Source organism: Coleofasciculus sp. G2-EDA-02 (genome assembly GCF_040226375.1).
Taxonomy (GTDB): Bacteria; Cyanobacteriota; Cyanobacteriia; order Cyanobacteriales; family Coleofasciculaceae; genus Coleofasciculus.
This window is the reverse complement of the sequence record NZ_JAVKEW010000163.1, coordinates 16,734-41,200: the sequence shown is the minus strand read 5'-3', so window position 1 is coordinate 41,200 and position 24,467 is coordinate 16,734. Positions and strand designations below refer to the sequence as shown.

The following is a 24,467-nucleotide window of genomic DNA, read 5'->3' as shown; positions in this document are numbered from 1 at the left end:
CCCCTTTATCAATGGATAATTAATAATTGATAATTGACAATTGATTAATTGGGTCTAAGACCTCTTCGTTTACGAAGAAATTAAAAAAAATTTTCCTTAATTTCAATCCTCTTCTTTTAAGGAGAGGTCATTATCCATTGTCAATTTGTGAAAATCTAGTCCGCGCAGGCGGACTTTGTTTGTGTAGCAGCGATTTCAATCGCCTCCTCTTGCATGGGGTTTCCAAGGCGGATTTGGTATTAAGGGGTGAAAAACCTGACTCCCTACTCAAATGACTTATTCATAGGCACAATAAAAGTTAAAAGCGGAGAGCGTCATTCGTCACAACTAGAGTCAAGATGAAATATTTCGGCTAATTAGGTTAACCGTGTAGTTTAGACTAACCAGGAGCAGGAGTAGAATTGCTACTTTTATCGACATCGGAGCAAAAAACAAGCAAAATACCAGACAAATTAAGGCAGTAAGTACAGCAGCAACTCGTTCTATTTCTTCAGTGACTTTAATGCTAAGGTAGACAGCGATTAAGGCAATCGATAAGGTGATTAACCAAAGTATTAGCGTCATAAAACTATAGAAGAAATAACTCAAGGATATGCCTCATACAAACTCTTATGGCAGCACGACGGAAATCGTTACAGTTTCCGCGATTTCCACTTTCTGCTTTCTGCCTTTTTGTACGATGCCTATCTTGACTTTACCATCTTTACCTTAACATCTAGACCAGCGTTTTTAGGAATCGAACTCACCTGACTAATCGTAACATTAACGACAAAAAAAATATTAGTTTTACAGGGTGACATTGTAACAAAAGAGACAAAACTATTTCTTTTCGGACTTATTACTTGTAACTTCTTAACTTTTAAGAGCGGCTAACTAGGGTTACACAGACTGACACTCTAGGGCACCATGGACATCCATCCCATTACCTTTTTACCTCTTCGGAAAAGTACAGAGTCAGCCAATCCTAAGTAATGGGCTACGAGTAATAGCAAAAAAGATTGACTCATAACCTGATCGAGAAGGTGAGGACAATCGTCAAAGTCTAAACACAGTACTGTAGAACGATTCCAGAGTTCTCGAAATAACTTACAATTTTTGGGTAGAAAAGATATGAGAGAACGGAATCGGCTGAGTGCCGCCTTCTCAAAGTCAGCGCTGGTGTAATTGGCTGGAGAGTGTTGATCTGCCATTTTTATCCTCCTACTAGCCTAGTAGCTCTCCCATATCCAAGATAATGGAGCGAAGCCTATCCTTCCAAAGCTCTGTAAAAAAAACTTTACTTAACAGGGTGGACTAGGGAAGAGACTGTATTTGCTACTGTTCCCCGACGTAGCCTGCTACAATCTCTACATGGCTCTTTTGAGGTCTTCAGTCAAAAACTACTCTTTCACTTGACTCCCATGACTGCGAGGGTCATCTGGGGATGTCTTTGACGATGACACAGGCGCTTTAAATGTAGAGACTTGTCCATCGCCTTGAGTATAGGGTAATGGTAAATTAGCGACCAAGGCTTCTAAGTTCGCCTCCAAAACCGGGCGAGGTTGTTCCCCAATCGTTTGGGCAATGGTTTCGCCTTGGGTGTCTAAAAAAACAAAATGGGGGATACCATCGACTCGATAGTTAAGAATTTCTGGTAACCACTTGCTGTTATCCACATTCAGCATCACAAAATTAACCGAGTCAGTGTACTGTTGTTTCAATTCCCCTAAGTCCTGCGCCATGGCTTGACAACTGGTACACCAGTTAGCATAGAACTCCATGAAGGTGGGCTTGCCATTGCTCAGTGCGACTTCTAGGGGCGTAGATTCCTCAGCTTGGGCGTCAAGAGAAGCCGAACCCGTCTGTGTTTGTAATCCTAAGAATAGAGCAACGCCAAGAATGATGGCGACTAGGGCAATTATAAAATTTCTCAGTCGAGAGCTGAGATTTGCTTTAGGTGTTTGGGGAGATGGAGATCCGGAGTCGGGGGAATTCGCGGTCATATTTAAGGGCAATTTAACCTACAACTGATCAATTTTTATCAAAACGATCCTTTCCATAGGCTAACAAGACCATGAAAAAACGGCTAACTCTAACCTTTCCCAAACGCACCGTTCAAATGCCAGTAACCTACCGACTGGCAAAGGATTTCAATGTCGCCGCCAATATTATCCGCGCCCAAGTCGCACCCAATCAAATCGGTAAACTGGTGGTGGAACTCTCAGGAGATATTGATCAGCTCGATGCTGCCATTGAGTGGATGCGATCGCACGATATTAATGTATCCCTGGTTGACCGTGAAATTATGATTGATGAAACGAGCTGTGTTGATTGTGGGTTGTGTACAGGTGTGTGTCCCACAGAAGCCTTAACCCTCAATCCCGATACCTTTCGACTTAACTTTACGCGATCGCGTTGTATTGTCTGTGAGCAGTGTATCCCAACTTGTCCGGTTCAGGCAATTTCTACTAATCTGTAGTTATTGGTTCATGGTTCATTGGTGATTCAAGGACATTTGACCCATGATAATTAGCGATTGTTCTTTAACAAAGGTCGCACAATCAGAAAACCTGTACCAAATGCGGTGAGTACAATCAGCACGATAGCTAAAATTAAAACCCAGCCATTGACCTCTCTATAGCTCTCAGAAGCGGATGTACGACGGGAACGAGACTCTTGCTGTTCAATCACCAACGTTTCTCTGTAAGGCGATGAAGGGGCTTCCAAGTTATGAGGGGGTGGAACATCAACCCCTACCCTAGAGGGGGCTGATTTAGGGATTGACGGGGTGGGACGAGGTTCTGAGGGAATCGACTGGCGTCGAGGCATTGGGGCGCCAGTGACGGGTGTCAATGAATCCACAACCTGCTGAAGATGTTGGCTCGATTGCAGGACTTTTTCCACTTCTTGGCGCAGTTTTTGGTTTTGTTTGACCAACTGCTGATTTTGACCATTGAGGGAATCCAACATAGCTTGAGCGGCTTGTAACTCAGCCGCCAGTTCCCGGTATACAGAGATTGGCACCGAAGGGCAATAATTATTGGCAGAGGTTGAGGGGGTATAACGATCAGTTGGCGGATTTTGCATAGAAGGATTAATTGGGGAATTAGAATTCATGGGTCTTGCCAAGCCTCTGTAGAGTCATCAGAGTTTTGATTTTATCGAGGAATAGTCGTAACCTATTTCTGATCAACTCCTAGCTCCATAACTGTGGCATTAATTATACGACGCCTATCTTACAATATTCGCCTCTTTAGGCAATGAGTAAACGCTATTTAACCTTAACCCTACTCCCTTGCCCTTTCCGGTCATAAACGGGGCAATACAGCGAAAAAATGCCCCACAGGTCCATATCCTTGACCAATATCGAGAGCGTATTGGAGTGCTGTTGTCACATACTCCTTTGCCAATTGCACGGCGGTGAGTGGGTTTTTCCCCATCGCCAAATTCGCCGCGATCGCACTACTGAGTGTACAGCCTGTACCGTGATTATTCTTTGTCTCAATCCAGGTTGTTTTCAGGGTGTACAACTGGGTTCCATCAAACCAGACATCGACCCCACATAGATTACCCGTCATCCCACCGCCCTTAACCAAGACAGCTTTTGCTCCCAGTTGATAAATACGTTGGGCAGCCCTTCCCATATCATCCAGAGTATGAATGTCCAAACCGCTGAGTAATTGAGCCTCATAACGGTTTGGTGTGACTATTGTTGCCAAAGGAATCAAACCCTCTCGCAAAGACATTACCGCCTGATCATCAATCAATTGGTCTCCTGTGCGGGATACCATCACCGGATCAACCACCAACGGGTCAAGATTTAAACCCTGAACCTGGGAAACCACAGCATTAATAATCTCAGCGTTGAGTAACATTCCCGTTTTGGTCGCCTGAGTACCGATATCACGCACCACCGCCTCAATTTGGGCAACGACGGCGGCGACAGGCATTGCATCCACGCGGTTGACCCCTTGAGTATTCTGGGCGGTGACACAAGTCAAGGCACTCGTTCCATGAACACAGTGAAAAGCAAAGGTTTTCAAATCTGCCTGAATTCCCGCCCCACCTCCGCTATCCGATCCGGCTATTGTCAGCGCTACTGGTACTTGCATGTTTTGACCTTTGACTGAAACCCTTGGGCTCTCGCATTCGCGACGAAAATTGAACTGTAGAACCGAAAAATCTGGGCGCAAATGCGAGAGCCCCTACAGCCGGTGAAAAATGCATGATTTGTTAGCTTCTGGGAAAACGACGCCGTTGCAAAAATTCGGGAATATCTAGCCCCGGTCGGTTTTTTGGTTCGGGTGCGGGGGGGGTGGGTGGATTCGGTTTCGGTGTGATCGGCCGCGTATAACGGGGAATTTCTTTGACAGGTGGGGGCGGTGGCGCTTCACCACTAAAGCCCGTGGCAATCACCGTAATTCTAATCTCACCTTGAAGCCTGTCATCAATCACAGCACCAAAAATAATATTGGCGTTAGGATCAACCACTTCGTAGATTGTTTCTGCCGCGGCATTAACTTCGTGTAACGTCAGATCACTACCACCTGTAATATTAAAGACCACCCCTCTAGCGCCTTCTACTGAAGACTCCAGTAGGGGCGAGGAAATCGCCGCCACAGCCGCTTCTCTAGCGCGGGATTTACCTGAACCCACACCAATTCCCATTAACGCCGAACCTGCGTCTGCCATAACAGCTCGCACGTCAGCAAAATCGACATTCACTAACCCCGGAACGGTGATAATGTCTGAGATTCCCTGCACACCCTGACGCAGGATATCATCAGCCACTCTAAAGGCATCTTGAACCGGTGTTTGTTCAGAAATCACCGACAAGAGCTTATTATTGGGAATCACGATTAGAGTATCGACGCGGCTTTGCAGTGCCGCAATTCCTTCCTCTGCTTGAGAAGTACGGCGGCGTCCCTCAAAGGTGAAGGGACGAGTCACAACGCCCACTGTTAAAGCGCCGAGTTCTTTCGCAATCTCTGCCACAATTGGCGCCGCCCCCGTTCCTGTACCACCGCCCATCCCGGCTGTGATGAAAACTAAATCTGACTCGGCTAAGGCTTGGGCAATTTCATCGCGAGATTCTTCCGCCGCTTTTTGACCAATGGCTGGATTTCCGCCTGCACCGAGTCCCCTTGTCAATTTCTGACCCACCTGCAAGCGTTTGGCGGCGGAGTTTTGGGAGAGGGCTTGAGAATCGGTATTAATCGACCAAAACTCGATCCCAGCCACCTCACTGGCAATCATTCGGTTGACCGCGTTTCCGCCTCCACCACCAACACCAACAACTTTAATTTTGGCAACACTACCTGGCAAAATGTTGTCACTCCTCGTGTCTTCCCTGGGAATCCCCTTGGAATCATAATCATGGGGTTGACCAAACTGCAACCCAGAGTTACTGAAGGGATGGGTATTTTCCACTCCAACTGAAAGATCGGTATTCAGTGTGATAGGAGAGCTTTGATGGACAAGCCCTAGTTTACTATTAAGCGTCATTGCAATAGGTCAGGGTTGATAATCAACTTTATCAGTTATATGTAGCAATCTGAGTCAACTATAGGGTAAGTCGATCGAAAAACCAACGAACACCCCTGTTTGTGGTTAAGACTCTTGAAGGGTACTCTCCTCAAGAGTTGCCAAAATTGGCATAGCTGAATTCTCTTTTATACCACTCTTCCCGCCACGGTTAGTCATGATCAGGTTCAGATGTCTCACTTGGCATCCTCATCTGAATCACCGGACGGTCTGGGTTTTTGAGATCAATATAGGCGATTTGGCTTTGTTGAAGATGAGTGGGTAACTGTCGCATACGATCCAAGACTGCCAGTTGCTCCGCCAACTGGGAACTACCCGATCCTAAGTGAACATTTCCTAACTCGGTTTTCAAGATTAAATTAGCTGGGTTTCGCCAATCAATTTCCAGGACTTTGACGGGAGAATGGTGGATGACCTGATACACTTGCGACCAGTAAGGACGATAGTATTCATTTTGACCCCTTACTTGCAGCGTGGGCAACTCCACATTGGCTTTGAGAGAATGATAGCTACTTTGGGGCATCCAGACACCCCGTTCATCCAAAAAGCCCGGTTCTGAGGTCACCTGAGTTTGCCCCTGTGCAGCTAAAGCTATCCCCTGTGCGATCGCAACGGGCTGGCGCTCTTGCACTTGAATGGTCAATCCTGGGGGTATGAGTTGACGGGTTACTGTCGCTGTTGCAATGGGTGCGGCGCCCTCAAGCACCTCCGCGATCGCTTGGGGTTCCACGCGCAATAGGGACTGAGGATAGGATAAGGGGAGCAGGGAACGAATTGCTTGAGTTGAGAGAAATTCATTGCCCTCAATGTCAATCTGTTCCGGTTGGCGAATCACCCAGTCGGGCAAGGTAATCGCCCAAATCAAACCGCTAGCCATACCGCCAACCATGAGCGATCGCCACAGAGCCTGAAAAAATTTAATTCGGCGTGCGCGTCGTAAATGTTGTCGCCGATTACTGATTTGTGCTTGGGAAACTGATGCAATGTTTGCCATCTACTACCGCTAGAGGTTCCAAATATATCAATGCCACCATCCTACTTTCCCTTGCCAGGAGATTGACATTCTGCCCCACTAACCTTAACGGATGAGGAAATCTTTTCTTCCCTGGTTTCCTTTTCTTGCCGTTGTCATCAAACCGGGCGATGGCTGACCAAGCTGGTTGTGCTGATGCAAGTCGTTGCCATTTAACAGATCACACTATCATGGTGCAATCGTTATTGCAAGCCAGCTTGCTCAGGCGTTATCAAGGTATAAGTGAGACAGGGGGAGAAGATTTTCGAGGGGTCAGTTATTTTGGTGAGGTTTTCCTCACTACTCTAACTGGGGGATCACATCCGGGCTATTGACACTAAGGGGGGGTATTACCCCTACGCATAAGGGTTCAGTCAATGATTTACTCTCTACTTGAATCAGGTGACTTAAGAGTCTTGCTTTATGAAACTGCATCTACCTACTTTTTTCAAAGCCTGTAACCCAGCTAGAACTCTAGTTATGGGCAATCCAGAGGATCGTCAGTACTATATTAATTTTTCCTCCGTGCGGGGCGGCAAAATTATCGAAGCCTTAGGACGAACGATCGCGCGACTTTCACCGGATGAACCCACCTGCCAACTCTTTACTGGGCATATTGGCTGTGGCAAGTCTACCGAATTGTTTCGATTGAAGGCTCAGTTAGAGGAGCAACAATTTCACGTTGTCTATTTCGAGTCGTCTCAAGACTTAGACATGGCAGATGTTGATATTAGCGATATTTTGCTCAGCATCGCTCGGTCGGTGAGTGAAAACCTAGAAGCGATCGGGATTCATCTCCAACCCCGGTACTTTAACAAACTCTTCAACGAGATTAATGAATTCTTACAGACGCCTATCGATGTGGATGTAGCCGCTGAACTTTCCGTGGGCATTGCCAAAATTACGGCTAAAACTAAAGATAGCCCTCAATTGCGCGAACAGCTTAGACAGCACCTAGAGCCTCGCACTCAAGGTATTTTACAGGCGATTAATACCGAAATCATTGAACCTGCGATAAAAAAGCTTAAACAACGCGGGAAACAAGGGTTAGTTGTCATTGTAGACAATTTGGATCGGGTTGATCCCAGGCGGGTTCATGGGGATCGATTGCAGCCTGAATACCTGTTTATCGACCGAGGCTCTCAATTGCGACGTTTAGGGTGTCATCTGGTCTATACCATACCCTTAGCGTTGATGTTCTCTAACGAGTACGAAACCCTCAAGAATCGTTTGGGAGGGGGTGTCGCTCCCAAAGTGTTGCCCATGGTGCCGATCGGGTTTCGAGATGGTCGTGAGTTCCCCCAAGGTATGGCATTACTCCGACAACTCGTTTTAGCCCGTGCCTTTCCCACGGTTTCTCCGGAAGACCGCTTAAGTTTAATCTCAGAGGTTTTTGACAGTCCCGAAACCCTAGACCGCCTCTGTCGGATTAGTGGGGGTCACATCCGCAACTTATTGGGAGTGCTGTATAACTGCCTGCAACAAGAAGATCCACCCTTTTCTCGCGAATGCTTAGAAAGCGTAATTAAGGGATACCGTGACGATCTGGCGTTAGCGGTTGAAGATCCAGAATGGCAGTTACTCTTTCAGGTCGTTCAACAGCAGTTCATTCGAGGTGAAAAAGAGTATCAAACCTTGCTACGCAGCATGTTTGTCTATGAATACCGCGATGACTTGGGTCGCTGGTTTGGAGTCAACCCAGCTTTAGCCGAGACTGCCCGGTTTAAATCTGTCGCCGCCGTGAGCCAGAGCGCTTAGTGTCGGGGTCAAAGGGTGCAGGGGGAGTAGAGACGTTTCGCTGGAACGTCTAAGAGCGGGGGGAGCTGGGGGAGTTAACTCACGCACTATGCCCTATGCGCCAAGCGAAGGGTTAAAACTTCCCCAATCCCAAATCAGTGATCTAAATCACATTTAACATAAAATTTTGTCACGATTTTTATCAGTTGATCTCACTGTTTAATTGAATCAGAACTTGTTAAATTATCTGCGTCTAAGTTGTGATTTTATAAGTGGCTTGAGTGGCTAAATTAATAGTTTTTATATTATCAAAAATAGGATTTAATAAAAAATAAATACTGAAAATAGTCAAGCCGATCCAATTAAGCCAATAGAGGTATCATTGGTTTGTTTTCTGTTTTTTTTCGTCCGTAATTAATTTCCCTTGGTAAAACTATTTTCCTCAATGAGAACCAACTAGGAGTAGTCACATTTTGATAGGAATGAAGGAGCAAGAGAGAGCCGAAGAAATAGTCTTAGCCAATGAGCGTTCATTATCCACCCTCGCTCGGGCAATCACCTTGTCTGAAGGACAATTTGCCCTGATTTTAGTTCGCTGCAACTATCAGTGCTGCAAGCAACCCCTATGGCAGAAACTCCAAGGGCTGACGGGAATTCCCTTGAAACAGTTAGTGCTTCAAGAATCCAGTCAAACCTTATATACCGTTATCCTAGACGCGATCGCGCCAGAGGAGGTATCTGCCTTGCTCGTATTTGGTCTAGAATCCTTAACGGCAATTGATCCGGTCTTAATTTCCACAAATCAGGTACGAGACGAATTTCCTAAAAGTTTTACCTTTCCCATCGTTTTATGGGTCACGGATGAATTACTCCACAAATTAGCTCGATTTGCGCCCGATTTTAAAAGTTGGGCTGCCACCTCGATTAAATTTGAACTAGCAACAGCCGAATTGTTGCACTTATGGGAGCAAACGACAGAGGAACTTTTCACCACCCTTTTAGATAAAAGTGTCGGTGAATTTTTGTCCAATGAGGCACTCAAGTTGGCGCCAGGATGCCAGTGTCGTCAAGAACTCGAATCCGCCTTACGGGATTTGCAGGCGCGTGATGTGAGTCTAGAACCTGCCCACTATGCGACATGGCAATTTATTTTAGCTAGAGATGCCTTTCGCCATGACCTAATTGAAGTTGCCCTTGAGCAGTATCAACGGAGTCTAGACGTTTGGCAACAGATTCAGTGTGCTGTATCCGATGACATCCCTAAACAATCCTTAGAACGGATTGGCATATTGCTATGTCATCTAGGCTGGTGTTATTGTCGTCAAGCTCAATTACACCCCAATCACAAGTATAGAAGTTGGGAGAGAGCCAGAGAATTTTGGCAAGGGGGGATTGACGTCTTTACGACGGCGGGACGCTTGGATTGGGTTGCCCATTTAACCATTCAACTGGGTGAAGTCTTGCAAAATCTGCAAAATTGGGCAGATTTACAAGCGCTGGCACTTCAGTCTTTGGCGCAGTCTCAAACCCAAGACAACGCCGCTCAATTACCGCAAGCTTACGGTTTTTTAGCGGCTGTGGCATTAGAAGAATCCAACTGGGAGGATGCCAAAGTCTTCGCGCAAACGGCGTTAGACATTTTGGAGAATTCCCAATTATTTCAGCCTCAGCATCAGGGATGGTATTTACTCATCCGTGCCAAAGCCCAGCGTCAACTGGGTGAATCGACGGCTGCTATTGCGGATTTAGAGACAGCGTTAACGGTAGAGGGGTTACTCCCCAAAGCTCCCCATCAGTCTCCCCAGCTTTATCTCGACATTCTCCAAGAACTGCGATCGCTCTACTATGATCACCAGAAATACCTACGAGCCTTTGAACTCAAGCAAAAACAGCGCTCCTTAGAACAACAGTATGGCTTTTTTACCTTTCTCGGTGCCGCACCCTTACTTTCTGGACGAGCTGAGCAACAATTATCGCCCCTGGAAATAGCCGCCGCTGGGCGATTGCCTGATGTGAATCGACTCTTGGAACGCCTAAGCCGCAATGATCACAAACTAACCGTGATTCATGGCTCCTCTGGCGTTGGTAAAAGTTCTCTCATTCATGCGGGATTAGTCCCCGCCTTAGCCAGTCGCACGATTAGCGCCAGAGAGGTTATCCCCGTAGTGCAAAAAGTCTATCGTGATTGGCGGGGAGAGTTTTCTCGACAACTCACCCAGGGGTTAGGCTGCACCACTTATCCCTCATCAGATACCGCCTTAGCACCCCAATCGCTGACCCAACTGCCAACCAGTCTAGACCAGTTGCAGCAGGCGGCTGATGGCAATGTCCTGATCGTTCTGATTTTTGATCAGTTTGAAGAATTTTTTTTCGTCTGTACTGACTTAGAACAGCGACGCAAGTTCTATGAATTTTTGGAACATTGCCTCAATCTTCCCTTTGTTAAAGTTATTTTATCCCTGCGAGAAGATTACCTGCATTACCTCCTCGAATGCGAACGCTACACCAATTTGAGTGCCATCAACAACAATATTTTGGATCGGCAACTTCGTTATCACCTGGGTGATCTGTCCCCACAGGAAGCGAAGAATGTCATTTCTACCCTCGCTTCTGGGTCTCAGTTTAAGTTAGACGAAGCCCTAATTGATGCCCTGGTTCAGGATTTAGCCTCACCGACACAAAGCGTGCGACTGATTGAATTACAAGTGGTGGGTATGCAACTACAAGCGGAAAAAATTACCACCCTGGCGCAATACCAAGCCCTAGGCACGAATCCCAAGGCAACCTTAGTCGAACGCTGGCTCATCAGTGCCATTGCCGATTGTGGATCTGAGAACACAGATACGGTTTGGCATGTCTTATTTTCACTGACGGATGACCGAGGGACTCGTCCCCTGAAAACTCAAACCGAGTTGGAATCGGGGACAAAGGATTTGGATATGGGACAAACACCGTCCCCCTCTATTGCCAACTCCCTACCCCCACTTCCCCTAATTCTGGAGATTTTGGTCGGCGCCGGATTGTTATTTCGCCTACCCGATGAACCAGAGGATCGATATCAGCTTGTTCACGATTACTTAGTCGCACCAATCCGCCACCATTACAAAAAACGCCGCAAGCTCACTCTTGTGAAACGGCTACAGAACAGTCAGATGGAACTCTTACGAGTTCGCAAACAGCGACTGGGTGCCATCGCCGTCGGTATGGCGATGGCAGTTCTGGCAGTTACCGCTGGGGGTTTAGGATGGCGGGCTGAGGTGCAACGCCGACGTGCTGAGACTCTGACGTTTAATGCCCAATTGGGTGCGATTAGTGCGTTCTCAGAAGCTCTATTTGCTTCCGGAAAGGAATTTGATGCTCTGCTGGAAGGGCTAAGAGCTGCTAGACAGCTTAAGCACGTTGCTGTACAGGTTGAACCAGATACCCACCTGCAAGTGATTGCCGCCCTCTCCCAAGCCGTAGACTCGGTGACGGAGCGAAATCGTTTAGAAGGACATAGTGATATCGTCTGGGATGTGAGCTTTTCTCCTGATGGAGAAGTGATTGCCTCAGCCAGCCGCGATGGTAGGGTGAAATTATGGCGTCCTGATGGCACTTTGGTCACTACCCTGCAAGGGCATCAAGATAGCGTCACCAGTGTTTCGTTTAGTCCAGATAGCCAGCTCATTGCATCGAGTAGTTGGGATGGTAGGGTGAAATTATGGCGTCGTGATGGCACCCTCGTCCGCACTCTGAGCGGGCATAAGGATTATGTTTACAGCGTTACCTTTAGTCCCAATGGTAAACGCTTAGCCTCCACAGGTGCGGATGGTACGGTGCGACTGTGGCAAGTGGATGGTCAGTTAATCCGTACTATTTCGGCTCACAAAAACGGAGCGCAGTGGGTTGCTTTTAGTCCCAATGGTGAGATCCTGGCTTCAGCCGGAAGTGATCAAACCATCAAATTGTGGACAGAAGATGGTCAACTGTGGAAAACCATCACGGGACACCAGGGTAAGGTTAACAGCGTCGCTTTTAGTCCCGATGGTCAATTGATTGCCTCAGCTAGCGATGATCGCACCGTGAAACTGTGGAATACTCAGGGTAAGCTAATCAAAACCCTATCTCAGCCGGAACGCTGGGTGTTGAACGTGACATTTAGCGCCGACAGCCAGTTGATTGCAGCCGCAAGTGCCGATAATACGGTGAGACTGTGGAATCGCGAGGGGATGTTACTGAAAACTTTTAAAGGACACAGCGATAGAGTAACTGCTGTCAGTTTTAGTCCCACAAAACAGGCACAAGCAACCCCCGTTATTCTTGCCTCTGCCAGCTATGATAAAACCATCAAACTTTGGCAACTTCGTCAACAGTCTCAGTTAGTTTTACGAGGGCATGACGATGATGTGGTAGATGTTACTTTTTCTCCTGATGGAGAATTGATTGCGACGGCGAGTAACGATAAAACTGTCAAAGTTTGGAATCGCCTGGGTCAACTGCTTTCTACTTTAAACGGACATACTGAACGGATTTATAGCGTTAGTTTTAGTCCTGACGGTGAACGCATTGCTTCAGCTAGTCGAGATGGTACGATTCGGCTTTGGAATCGACAGGGACAATTCCTTAAGGTGTTAAATGGTCATCAGGATTGGGTCTTGGATGTTAGTTTTAGTCCTGATTCTCAACAGCTTGCCTCAGCGAGTCGGGATCAAACGGTTAAACTTTGGACAAGGGATGGAGTTTTGATTAAAACATTAAAGGGACATCAATCCCGCGTCAATGGGGTGAGTTTTAGTCCCGATGGTCAGCTATTGGCGTCTGCTAGTGATGACCAAACCGTAAAGTTGTGGACGGTACATGGAGAATTACTGAAAAGCTTAAAGGGTCATAGTAATTGGGTTTTAGATGTCAGCTTCTCCGCAGACTCCGAGTTATTAGCGTCAGCTAGTTATGACAATACGGTAAAAGTCTGGAATCGCCAGGGTAAACTGCAAACTACACTGAAAGGGTCTACTGATAGTGTGGCGCGGGTTCAGTTCAGTCCTAGGGGCAATATTCTCGCCACCACAAGTTGGGATAATCGGGTACAAATCTGGCGGCTGGATGACACTTTAGTGAAAACCTGGGAAGCTGAGGAGGGGCGGGTCACAAGTGTGAGTTGGAGTCCGGATGGTCAAGCCTTGGCTGTTGGCACTGAAGATAATATGGCAATTGTCTGGAATTTAGATTTAGAGAATCTGTTATCCAAAAGTTGTAATTGGCTGCGAGATTATCTCAATCATAATCCAGATGTGAAACAGAGTAATCGTGAGCTTTGTCAACCCATTGCTGGTGAGAATATCACCAAATGATTTATTGATACGATAAACCTTGAGGGGTATACAGTGTAGCGATTTAGTCCAGGCAACTAGGGAGGGATTTCCCAGCACCCATCGGCAGATAAAACTCAATAGCCGTTACATCCGGACGGCAAGCAAGCTAGGATGGATAACAAAGATGTGCAACAGGAGCGTGCTGGCATAGCCTGTGTTAGAGTGAGCGTAATTCCTTTGCAGTCGTTTTCCTCCAGCTTGTGAAAGGATTATGGTAATTACAAAACGTAGCCTCGTCGTTGGGGCGACCGCAGTAGTCTTAACAACGGTTGCAGTTACAGGGGCTGGTCTGCATTTATCTCAAAGTCAGGCTTTTTTTCAGGACAGCCCCAAAGAGTTAGTCGATGAAGTCTGGCAAATTATTGATCGCCAGTATGTGGATGCTACCTTCAATCAGGTGGATTGGCGAGCCGTTCGCCTTGAGTACTTAGAGCGCCCCTATGCTGACAAGCAAGAAGCTTACGAAGCCATTCGGGAAATGCTCAAGCAGCTCGATGATCCCTATACCCGATTTATGGACCCCGAAGAGTTCAAAAACATGCAAATTGATACTTCTGGGGAATTAACGGGTGTGGGGATTCAAATCGCCCAGGATGAAGAGACGAAAAAGTTAATGGTCATTTCGCCAATTGAGGATACGCCAGCGTTTAAGGCGGGTATTCTCGCCAGGGATATAATCCTCAAGATTGATGGTCAGAGTACCGAAGGGATGGATGTTAATGACGCCGTGCAACTGATTCGCGGGAAACCGGGTACTGATGTGACGCTAACTATTCAACGGGATGAGGAGGAAATCGACTATAAAATTACACGGGCGCGGATTGAAATTCATCCAGTACGCTATAGCTATCGGAGTACACCCACGGGTGGGATTGGTTATATTCGCCTGAATCAGTTTAGCGCGATCGCAGCACAGGAAATGCGAGAGGCAATTAAGGATTTAGAGACGCAGGAGGTTGATGGCTACGTCTTGGATTTACGCTCTAATCCGGGCGGATTACTCTACTCCAGCATTGAGATTGCCCGCATGTGGCTGGATAAAGGGAAGATTGTTTCTACGGTGAATCGTCAGGGTAGTTCAAATGAAGAGGTTGCTAGAAATCGATCCCTGACGGATAAACCTTTAGTTGTCCTAGTTGATGGTGGTTCAGCGAGTGCTAGTGAAATTCTTTCGGGTGCTTTGCAGGATAACCAACGAGCAACCTTGGTCGGAACTCAGACCTTTGGCAAAGGCTTGGTACAATCAGTACGCGGACTCGGAGATGGTTCGGGTTTAGCGGTGACTATTGCTAAGTATCTGACGCCCAGTGGTCGTGATATCAATAAGGAAGGGATTCCGCCGGATATTGTCATAGAACTGACTGAGGAACAGCGCAAGGAATTGCAGAAGGATCGGAGTAAAATTGGCACGCCAGACGATCCCCAATATGTCAAAGCTCTAGATGTTCTTAATCAGGCAATTGCCGATCAACCCAATAATAGGGCATCGGTTCAGGCTCGATAGGTACTATCTAGGTTGACATTTTCCCGCCCGAATTAGTCCAACTCGGTGTGCGATCGCGTCTTGTTGAGATTCAAAAGGTCCCCAGCGTTCTGATTCTTCCTCACCTTCGAGTTGAGTGCTCTTAACAATTTCGCATTGTCCATTTTTTTGCTTGACAATGTACCATTTTTGTGTGTCAGACATGGGGACTGAGAACGACAGAATGTGGATAAAAAACAAATAACCATTCACAAATTGACAATGGATAATGAACAATGGATAATGACCTCTCCTTAAAAGAAGAGGATTTAAATTAAGGAAAATCTTTTTTAATTTCTTCGTAAACGAAGAGGTCTTAGACCCAATTAATCAATTGTCAATTATCAATTATTAATTATCCATTGATAACGATCACGGACTTTGAGCCGAATCAAGCTGGAACATCACTGGCGCTTCCCCTGATTCACCGCCCATAATCACGACTTTAGCATTGTTGGAACTCGCCAGTTTTTCCATTGCTTCAATTTCCTTTAACCTGAGAAATTGCTGATTAAGAGCCTGAGAGATAAGCTTTTGAGCATCTGCTGTCCCTCTTGCTTCAATACGTTTGCGTTCTGCCTCTTGACGCTCTTTTTCTAAGGTAAATTTCATTTGCTGGCTTTCTTGCTCTGTAGCCAGCTTCTGCTGTACAGCCGCTTGCAGCGTTTCTGGCAATTTAACTTCTCTCAACAGAGCCTGATCAACCACAAAACCTAGGGGAGTCAACTGTTCACTGATCCGTTGACGAAGCTGATTGGCAACCTCTTGGCGTTTCGACGAGTAAATGGCTTCGGCTGGATAGCTAGCGGTTGTTTCCCGCACCAGGGAACGAAATCGGGAAATGATAATGTCCGTTTCCTCTGTGCCAATCGTTTTATACACATCGGCGGCTTTGTTAGGCTCTAGTCTGTACTGAAGAGAGACATCGATGTTAAACGCTAATCCTTCCTGGGATGTCGCTTCGATGGTTTCCTTGATATCTTGCAGTCGCGTGGAAAACTCTTCAACCTCAGCGAATGGGTTAACTAAATGCACACCCGGATTCAGGGGACGTTGAGAGACTTGTCCGAATAATTCGACTACACCAACATTCCCCGCTGGGATAATAATCAGAGTTCTGAAAACGGAGGCAATCACAGCAATGACGCCAACGAGTAATGCTACGGCTCGCACGGTTAAGCTTGTCCGTTTATCGGGAATTTTGGCACTCGTCAAAAAGACGAGGATTGCCACAAGGGTGGTTAAGAGTGAAGCAATAAATGACATAAGCGTTTTTAAGGAATGGTTTCGTCAGTTTCTCTGTATTGAACAGCCGTCACTGGCGAGTTTATACCGATCACTGAGGCTTCAGGTTTGAATTCTACGCAGAAGATCTATTTTGGTTATAAAAATTAATATACAAGACCTTTCACGGGAAGTCTCTTGCGCTAACGACAGTCGGGGCGGGTTTAGCCAGATTTGGGTGCAACCGAAAAGATAATCGTCAAACCCGCCCCTACAAACCTGCCCGGCTTCCAGACGTGCCATGGAGACGTGCCATGGAGACGTGCCATGGCACGTCTCTACATGGCTCCCCTAGCTTACTCCAAGGGATTGGTTCTGATCTGGATTTGACAGCGTTCGAGATAACTTTGGGCGGCGCGATCGCTAGAATGATAGTCTAGGCATTTTTGAAATAAATCGGCGGCTTCGGCAAAAGAACCGAAATGATACAACATCACGGCTTTTTCAAATGTCTCTTTTGTGACAAGTTTGGCGTCTCGGAGTTCAGGAGGATCGGCGGAAAATACTTCAAATAAACCCACGGCTTTGGCTTTGCCTTTGGCTTTCACTTGTTCGATAAAGCGAAAGTCATAGTCTAAGGGATTATTTAACCGCCCCAAGGTTTGATGGGTGATTAAAAACGAAATCCCGTAGATTTTGGTTAACCCTTCTACCCGCGCGGAAAGGTTCACTGCATCGCCAATCGCCGTTCCATCCATGCGCCCCAATCCGCCAACGGTTCCTAACATTAACAATCCCGTATGTAACCCAATACCAATCCGTAAGGGTTTCCGATTTCGTTGTTGTCGAATTTGATTATATTGATTTAAGGCTTCCAGCATAGCAATTCCGCCTTGAACCGCATCATCAGCCAAATTAGGAAACAATGCCATAATCGCATCACCAATATATTTATCGATAAATCCGCCATGGTTTTGAATTTGTGGTTCCATATAACTGAGATACTCGTTAATAAACGCAAAATTTTCCGCTGGCGTCATCTGTTCAGAAATTGTGGTAAAGTCCCGAATATCAGCGAATAAAACTGTCATTTCCCGTTCAACTTGATCCCCTATTTTGACATCAACAATGCTCGCTTTGTCTAAAAAGCTGAGAAACTGAGCCGGGATGAACCGCTCATAGGCGGAATTTAAGGTGGTGATATTGTCATAGAGTTTGGCATTTTCTAAGGAAATAGCCGCTTGGGTGGCGAGGGTTCGTAACAGTGCCATGCGCTGTTGGGTAAAGGCTCCGGTTGTTAGGTTATTTTCCAGATAGATAATCCCTTGGAGTCTGCCTTGATTAATTAACGGCGTGCAGGCGATAGATAAACACTGATACTGTTGAATATAGGGATCGTTGGTGAAGTTATCTTCACGAGTCGCATCATTTAACACCACTGTTTTGCAAGTGCGGGCGACATAATGGACAATTTTTGAGGAGAGCCGTTCAAACTGCTCCAGAGGAATCGATTGCAGTACGGGAATGTCCTGTAAATCAGCTTCTTTGGTGGCTTCCACAAGTAACCCATTGCTACTGGGTAAAATCAAGATACCCCGTTGCGCTCCAGCGTTTTCAACCAGAATATTCATTAAATTTGCCAGCAATTTATCTAAAACTATCTCGCTGGAAATCGCATTGGTTGATTTGACAGTTGTGGCTAAATCTAACAGTTCACCCTTCGTCGAGTCGCTGGTTGTGTAAGTATTCAATGTTTTTGAGATAGACAGTTGATCTGTTTGCGATCGCAACAATTTCGGGTATTTGGCTTCTAACACCTCAACTTTCCGCTTCGCCCCCCAAATTGTATATCCATAATGAGCATTTTTGAGATAGATTTGAGCAAATTCCGGCTTGCTTTCCCCTAGCCAAAATCGAGCAGCTAGTTCATTGGCTAAGGCTTCATTTTGAATAAACTTGTTTACTCGGGCAGATTCAATGGCACGATCGTACAACCGCATCGCTTCTATCTCATGTCCCGAAATCCGTGACATTTCGGCGGCGATTAACAGATATTTATGCAGGAAGTTTTCGGGACAATTATCCGCCCAATTTTTTAGTTGCTGTTGATTTCGCTCTAACTGCTGCCAATACTGTTTCTTTGTGTCCTCAGTTGCCTCTGGATAAAGGGATTTCAGAATTAAGGAATAGTAAAAATTATATTCAGCCCCTTGGAAATGACCTAACACAAAATCGATAAAATTGCCAGCCTCTAAAATCGCGGCGAAAGCCATCTCAAACTCCTCATAGAGATACAATAGTTGAGCTTTAAAAATACTAAACGTACACAGCCAAGCCCAACTATTGTTAGTGCGACAGGTTTCTAAATAGCCACATTCATTAAACTCGTCGTTGTGAAACTCTAGGTGACTCTGAGTCAGTCCCAACAAATTCAATAAAGCTAGGTGAAATCCCACCATGCCATCAATTGCCCACTGATTTTTTGTCTTTTGCAAAAACTGCAAATAATTGGGCAAAAGTTCCAGAATTTCTTCCAGATTTACCCCTTGATAAAACAAGTAACGCAACTGATGTTCTAAGGCATAGCCAGAGTGGCGTAATTCACCCGATGACAACCCCGCTTGATAGGCATCATCAAAAATCTGTTTGGCTAAATTTAGTGGCTTCACCCAATGATTTAAATGACCCGCCAAAACCAAACAAGCGGCACATTTTTGAAACGGACTGTTGAATCGCTCACTCAAGTTTACCGCCAAACAACCAAACTCATATCCTGATTGATAATCCCCTAAAACCGAACCCAAGATAATGCCATACGTCACATAACCTTTTGCCGATTCGGGAATATTGCCATAGCACAGAGAAATATTGACCATTTTAACCACAATAACAGGGTAGAGTTCCTGATTTGAAAAATAAGCAGGAGGGTCAATATTGATCAACAATTGCAATGCCATTTTATGTTCAGGACTCGTAATTTCGGGTTCTGATAACAATGAAGCAATCTCGCGATCGCCTAAGTTTTGTTTGGCTTGTTCAACTTCCACATCCAGCGCCGCTTTTAGCTTATTTTTGGGTAGATAAACTCCTAACAACGCCAAGGCTTGCCGTCCGGTTTCAATCGCCTCTGCGTATCGTGCCATCAGCGTGTATTGAATACTGAGCTGTTTATAAATTTCTCCTTTGTCTAATACCGATTTAACTTGATTCAGGGTATACTTTAGCAGGTTTTCTGATTTATCTAAATGACCGTTAAAATATTCAATTAAACTGCGTTCTTTATATAACTCCAAAACCAAATCATAGTGACTTAACCATGCTTCATCCGTTAACCCTTCCATTGCCACGACTAAATAGTCCCTAGCTGCCCCATAAGCGGTGGCATTTTTGGCTTGTTTTCCGGCTAACAGGTTTAACTTGACTAACTCTAACCGTTCGGCTTTATCAGTGATCAGCAACCGACCTGCATTCAATCGATCGACGATTTCAAAGAGTTTTTCGGTTCGTTCTTGGCTAGAAAGCTTTTCCAACAACAGCCGACCAATTCTCAAATTAAGTTCTTTTTTTTGATGGTCAGTAATTAACGAATAGGCAGCTTGTTGAATCCGATCATGTCCAAATTTATAGGACTGAATCAGCAAATTTTCATCGGCTTCGGATAAGGAAAAAATAAAGCCATGTTCTAGGGCGACTTTTAATAAGTCAAAAATATCTTGAGGCGATTTTTCCTCAACCCAGGTAAGCAGTCTTAAGTCAAACTCTGCACCACAACAAGCCGCTAGGGATAAAATCTGTTGGCTAGAGGAAGGTAGTTTTTTCAGTTTCCCCACCATTAGTTCTACCACGTTATCTGTAAACCCTGTTCGTTCAATCGCCGCCAAATCCCATTGCCAACGTCGCTGTTGCCGATTAAACTGTAGAAACTTCTCGCTGTATAATGTTTGCAAGAATTCATTCACAAAGAATGGATTACCTCCCGTTTTTTGCCAAACTAAACGGGCTAACTTGTGAAGCTGTGGCGGCGGATGCTGGAGGGTGTCGTGAATTAAACAACTGATTTGCTCGAAGGACAGGGGATTTAAGCAAATAGTCTGAATCCCGTTACCCTTAATTTGCTGGAGTTTTTGCAAGGAAATTGCCAAGGGATGACTGACGGAGACTTCATTATCTCGATAGGCTCCCAAGAGTAAAAGATAGTGGGTTTCACCGTCGATTAAAATTCGTTCCATCAGTTTTAAGGTTGCTAAATCCGCCCATTGGAGGTCATCCAAGAAAATGGTTAACGGATGCTTGACACTGCAAAACGTGCGGATAAAGTTGCTAAACACCAAATTGAAACGGTTTTGGGATTCGTTGACGCCTAATAGGGGAACAGGTGGTTGTTGACCGATAATGAGTTCGACTTCGGGAATAACATCAATAATAATTTGCCCATTTTTTCCCAACGCCTGCAATAGTTTTTCTCGCCAAACTTGCAATTGATCCTCGGTTTCTCCTAGTAATTGCTCAATCAACCGACGAAACGCCGTCACAATTGCCGAATAGGGAATAGTGCGTTGAAATTGGTCAAATTTCCCGGAAATAAAATAACCTCGACGGGCGGTAATTGGTTTATACAGTTCTTGAACTAAGGAGGATTTACCGATACCTGAATACCCAGTTACTAGCATCAATTCAACATTTTCTGTCGCACATACTCGTTCATAAGCCGCCAATAATGTGGCGATTTCGGCGTTTCGTCCGTAGAGTTTTTGGGGAATTTGAAAGCGCTCAGAGCTATCCTGTTGACCGAGAGGAAAAGAATCAATAGTCTGGGTTTCTGTTAATTGTTTTAGGCAGGTTTCTAAATCCGCTTTTAATCCATCAGCACTTTGATAGCGATCTTCAGCATTTTTCGCCATCAACTTGAGCACGATATCGGCAATTACGGGTGGAATTGGTTCGCCCTTTTCTGTCTCTTGATGGGATAGCGACGGTGGAGTTTTGGCGATATGACAATGGACTAATTCTAGGGGATCGGTACTAGCAAAGGGCAATTGACCCGTTAGCATTTCATGGAAGGTGACGCCCAAGGAATAAAAATCGGTGCGATAATCTAATCCCCGATTCATTCTCCCCGTTTGTTCTGGAGAGATATAAGCCAGGGTGCCTTCTAACACATTAGGATTTTTTAGGGTAGGATTTTCTCGACTCAGTTGGGTGGCAATGCCAAAGTCAATAATTTTTAGGGCTTGGGTTTCGGGATTAAAAACAATATTCGCGGGATTAATATCTTTGTGAATGATATGTTGAGCGTGAATTTGGGCTAAACTATTGGTAATCGCAATTGCCAGGACGAGAAACTCCTGTAGGGAAAGGGGTTGACGCTGTTTCAGCCAATGTTGGAGAGAAAGTCCACCAAAATCCTCTAGTGCGATCGCGTAACTGCGTCCCCATTCTTCTAGACTATAGGCTTTAACGATACCGGGAGACTTTAATTGGCAGGTGAGATAATATTCTTGTTTATAGCGTCGAATTTGCTCAGTGGTGGGATAGTCTCGGTTAAGAAATTTGAGGATGACGGGTTGGCGATCGCAAATCCGTCGAGCGCGATACACTTGAGAGTTCTCGCTACCATGAATTTGCCTGAACTCTTCGTATCCAGCCAGAGAAACCATGCCATGTATGACTAGAGGGGAATTGTGAACTACTCAAGCTTACTTCGTAGAAGCCTGAGCTTCTGACTTCACTGGGGATTGCGTCAGCTTAGACTTTACCGATGTGCGCCCACTCATGGTGAATGAGTGTTTGATACTCGTCAATGAGTGTTTGATACTCGTCAATGAGTCATGAGTCAACAGCCTAGACGTGCCAACGGAACGTCTCTACAATCCGGGCTAGCCGTTGCCATTCCCATTCCCTGTAGTCGCCAGGACATTATCAGCTAACTTACCCGGAACTTCCTGGAGATGATCATAATCCCAGTTAAAGAAGCCAATCCCCAAGGTAAGCGATCGCAACTCGATGATAAAGTCATGCATCTCCGCCTGAGGCAAATACCCAGAAATACGATCCCATCCATTCCAACCCGAAACCGGTTCATAGTTGAGAATTTGTCCCCGACGCCCAGATATCAGTTGCAGCGCTTTCGATGTAAATTCCGTTGGCGCAGATACCTGAATTGTCATAATCGGTTCTAATAAAACCGGATTACACTTAGGCATTCCTTCCGTCATTGCCACTCGTGCGGCTTGTTTAAACGCCTGTTCTGAACTATCAACGGAATGATAAGACCCATTGGTTAAGGTGACTTCTACATCGACAACCGGGAATCCCAAAGGACCTTGGGACAAATACTCCCGCACCCCCGTCTCAACACCTGGAATATACTGTTTCGGGACTACACCACCGACAATCGTTTCCGAGAAGCTAAAGCCTTCACCGCGCTCCATGGGCTTAATATCCAGGTACACATCCCCAAATTGCCCATGACCCCCACTTTGGTGTTTATATCGCCCATGGGATGAGGTGGATTTACGAATCGTTTCTTTGTAAGGAATCCGAGGGAGATGAGTATTCATCGGCAAATTATATTTGCGCCGCAGTCGGTCTAATGCCACTTGCAGGTGAATTTCACCTTGTCCCCAGAGGATAATTTCATGGGTATCCTCATGTTGTTCCCAAGCTAATGAGGGATCTTCTTCTAAAAGCTTCGTCAGCGCCCCACTGAGCTTAACTTCATCTTTGCGCTGTTCGGCAGTAATCGCTAAGCCATAGACGGGTTTCATTGCTGGGGCTTTCGGTAATTCTTTTGCCCCCTTCTCGTCTGTACTCAGGGTGTCGCCGGTGTGAATCCCCTCTAATCGTCCGATCGCGACAATATCACCTGCCTTTGCCTCTGGGGTAGACTGTTGTTGCTGACCAAAGATATGGTATAGTCCACCAGCCCGAACCCCATTGAGAACCGCACCATCGGTGAGTTGACCTGCCCAAACCCGTGCTAGAGAAAGTTTGCCTCCTTGGGGGGTGTAATAGGTTTTCAGTACCTGCGCTACCGTTGCGCCACCTTTACCCGTCAATCCCCGACGAAGAGCCGTGGCTTCTGGGGCTGGGGCTTCCCGTAATAGGGCATCAATCAGGTGGCGCACCCCATAATCTTGTTCGGCGACACCCATAAAGACAGGCACAATTAAATCTGCCCCTAATTCCATTTTCAAATCCTTGACAATTTCCTCTTGGGGCGGTTCAATTTCCTCTAAGAGTTCTTCGAGTAAGTGGTCATCAAAATCTGCCAACGCTTCCAGCATTTCTTCCCGTGCGGCGTGTTCGGCGTCTTTGAGGGAGTCGGGCAGGGGTATGGGGTCTGCTGGAGCGCCTGTATGATAATGAAAAGCTTGTTCTGTGACTAAATCAATAAACCCGATTAGCTGTTCTCCTTTGCCAATCGGGTACTGATGGGGAATCAGCGGGCGGGAGGATACTCCTTTCAAGGCGTCTAAAATCTGGCGATAGGGTAAACCGCAGGCTCCCCCGTCACAGGAGAGTTGATCGATTTTGTTGACAAAGACGAGGTGGGGGATTTTCCAGTCATCTAGAAACTTGAACAAGGGGGCGAGCATCAGCACGCGATCGCTGGTTGGTTCACAGACGACAACAGCGGCATCGACACCCATCAGAGCATTATAGGTTTCTATTGCAAACTCAATCGAACCCGGACAGTCAATCCAGTTAAAGCGAATGCCCTGGTATTCGGTACTGGCGACATTAATCTCCACCGTCATTGTGCGATCGCGTGCTTCGGCGATCGCATCCCCTACCGTGTTTCCATCTTTGATGCTTCCTTTGCGAGATGTTGCCCCAGTAACGAACAACAAACTTTCTAACAGGCTGGTTTTACCACTCAAATAAGGACCTACAATTGCCACATTACGGATGGCGGTTACAGCGTTTTGGTTCATAATTTTCCCCAGGACTAACGGTAATCAGGTGATCAGTTAAGGGAGTGAAGTCTTGTCTGCTCTCTCAATTCAGCGATTGGTTCACCTCTTAATCTGCCCATCTGTGGCATTTATCGTTTGGCTGAGCAGATGATCAACTCTCTGTTTATCAAATTAGCGCG

Annotated in this window: 15 protein-coding genes; 4 read left to right on the top strand and 11 right to left on the bottom strand. The window is 46.0% G+C overall.

Annotated features, from left to right (window positions below):
• Nucleotides 1–333 precede the first annotated feature (333 nt).
• The 3 genes from RLO19_RS19845 to RLO19_RS19835 all read right to left on the bottom strand — a co-directional run bounded on the left by RLO19_RS19845 (nucleotide 334) and on the right by RLO19_RS19835 (nucleotide 1,982).
• Nucleotides 334–564 (bottom strand): hypothetical protein, encoded by a 231-nt coding sequence (locus tag RLO19_RS19845; RefSeq protein WP_446359171.1) that lies wholly within the window; start codon nucleotides 562–564, stop codon nucleotides 334–336.
• A gap of 332 nt (nucleotides 565–896) precedes the next feature.
• On the bottom strand, nucleotides 897–1,190 hold the full coding sequence (locus tag RLO19_RS19840; RefSeq protein WP_446359170.1) for a hypothetical protein: 294 nt from the start codon (nucleotides 1,188–1,190) through the stop codon (nucleotides 897–899).
• A 189-nt stretch (nucleotides 1,191–1,379) separates the two neighbouring features.
• Nucleotides 1,380–1,982, bottom strand: coding sequence for a thioredoxin family protein (locus RLO19_RS19835; protein WP_446359169.1), 603 nt, complete (start codon nucleotides 1,980–1,982; stop codon nucleotides 1,380–1,382).
• Between the two features lie 71 nt (nucleotides 1,983–2,053).
• On the opposite strand from RLO19_RS19835, the gene RLO19_RS19830 reads away from it, so the two are divergent.
• Complete coding sequence (locus RLO19_RS19830; protein ID WP_446338485.1) at nucleotides 2,054–2,458, top strand: NIL domain-containing protein; 405 nt, start codon at nucleotides 2,054–2,056, stop codon at nucleotides 2,456–2,458.
• A gap of 50 nt (nucleotides 2,459–2,508) precedes the next feature.
• Here RLO19_RS19830 and RLO19_RS19825 read toward each other — a convergent pair whose 3' ends face one another.
• From RLO19_RS19825 to RLO19_RS19810, 4 genes are all read right to left on the bottom strand, one after another.
• Nucleotides 2,509–3,096, bottom strand: a complete 588-nt coding sequence (locus RLO19_RS19825; RefSeq protein ID WP_446359168.1) for a hypothetical protein — start codon at nucleotides 3,094–3,096, stop codon at nucleotides 2,509–2,511.
• Nucleotides 3,097–3,287: 191 nt separating this feature from the next.
• Nucleotides 3,288–4,091, bottom strand: a complete 804-nt coding sequence (gene thiD, locus RLO19_RS19820; RefSeq protein WP_446359167.1) for a bifunctional hydroxymethylpyrimidine kinase/phosphomethylpyrimidine kinase — start codon at nucleotides 4,089–4,091, stop codon at nucleotides 3,288–3,290.
• A 121-nt stretch (nucleotides 4,092–4,212) separates the two neighbouring features.
• On the bottom strand, nucleotides 4,213–5,484 hold the full coding sequence (gene ftsZ / locus RLO19_RS19815) for a cell division protein FtsZ (protein WP_446359166.1): 1,272 nt from the start codon (nucleotides 5,482–5,484) through the stop codon (nucleotides 4,213–4,215).
• A 190-nt stretch (nucleotides 5,485–5,674) separates the two neighbouring features.
• On the bottom strand, nucleotides 5,675–6,517 hold the full coding sequence (locus RLO19_RS19810) for a cell division protein FtsQ/DivIB (RefSeq protein WP_446359165.1): 843 nt from the start codon (nucleotides 6,515–6,517) through the stop codon (nucleotides 5,675–5,677).
• Nucleotides 6,518–6,958: 441 nt separating this feature from the next.
• On the opposite strand from RLO19_RS19810, the gene RLO19_RS19805 reads away from it, so the two are divergent.
• The 3 genes from RLO19_RS19805 (at nucleotide 6,959) to ctpC (ending at nucleotide 15,127) form a co-directional block, all read left to right on the top strand.
• Nucleotides 6,959–8,293 (top strand): P-loop NTPase fold protein, encoded by a 1,335-nt coding sequence (locus RLO19_RS19805; RefSeq protein WP_446359164.1) that lies wholly within the window; start codon nucleotides 6,959–6,961, stop codon nucleotides 8,291–8,293.
• A 461-nt stretch (nucleotides 8,294–8,754) separates the two neighbouring features.
• On the top strand, nucleotides 8,755–13,602 hold the full coding sequence (locus RLO19_RS19800; protein ID WP_446359163.1) for a WD40 domain-containing protein: 4,848 nt from the start codon (nucleotides 8,755–8,757) through the stop codon (nucleotides 13,600–13,602).
• A gap of 232 nt (nucleotides 13,603–13,834) precedes the next feature.
• Nucleotides 13,835–15,127 (top strand): carboxyl-terminal processing protease CtpC, encoded by a 1,293-nt coding sequence (gene ctpC / locus RLO19_RS19795; protein ID WP_446359162.1) that lies wholly within the window; start codon nucleotides 13,835–13,837, stop codon nucleotides 15,125–15,127.
• 3 nt (nucleotides 15,128–15,130) lie between these two features.
• Here the strand turns inward: ctpC and RLO19_RS19790 are convergent, their stop codons facing one another.
• The 4 genes from RLO19_RS19790 to RLO19_RS19775 form a co-directional block, all read right to left on the bottom strand.
• The gene (locus RLO19_RS19790; protein ID WP_446359161.1) at nucleotides 15,131–15,310 is read right to left on the bottom strand and encodes a hypothetical protein; all 180 of its coding nucleotides are present in this window, start codon (nucleotides 15,308–15,310) and stop codon (nucleotides 15,131–15,133) included.
• A gap of 207 nt (nucleotides 15,311–15,517) precedes the next feature.
• Entirely contained in the window at nucleotides 15,518–16,411 is an 894-nt protein-coding gene (locus tag RLO19_RS19785; protein WP_446359160.1) for a prohibitin family protein, read from the bottom strand.
• A 314-nt stretch (nucleotides 16,412–16,725) separates the two neighbouring features.
• Nucleotides 16,726–22,026: an AAA family ATPase gene (locus RLO19_RS19780; protein ID WP_446359159.1), complete on the bottom strand. Its 5,301-nt coding sequence runs from the start codon at nucleotides 22,024–22,026 to the stop codon at nucleotides 16,726–16,728.
• Between the two features lie 219 nt (nucleotides 22,027–22,245).
• Nucleotides 22,246–24,306 carry an elongation factor G gene (locus RLO19_RS19775; protein ID WP_446359158.1) on the bottom strand — a complete coding sequence of 687 codons (2,061 nt, stop codon included), beginning with the start codon at nucleotides 24,304–24,306 and terminating at the stop codon, nucleotides 22,246–22,248.
• Between the last annotated feature and the right edge of the window lie 161 nt (nucleotides 24,307–24,467).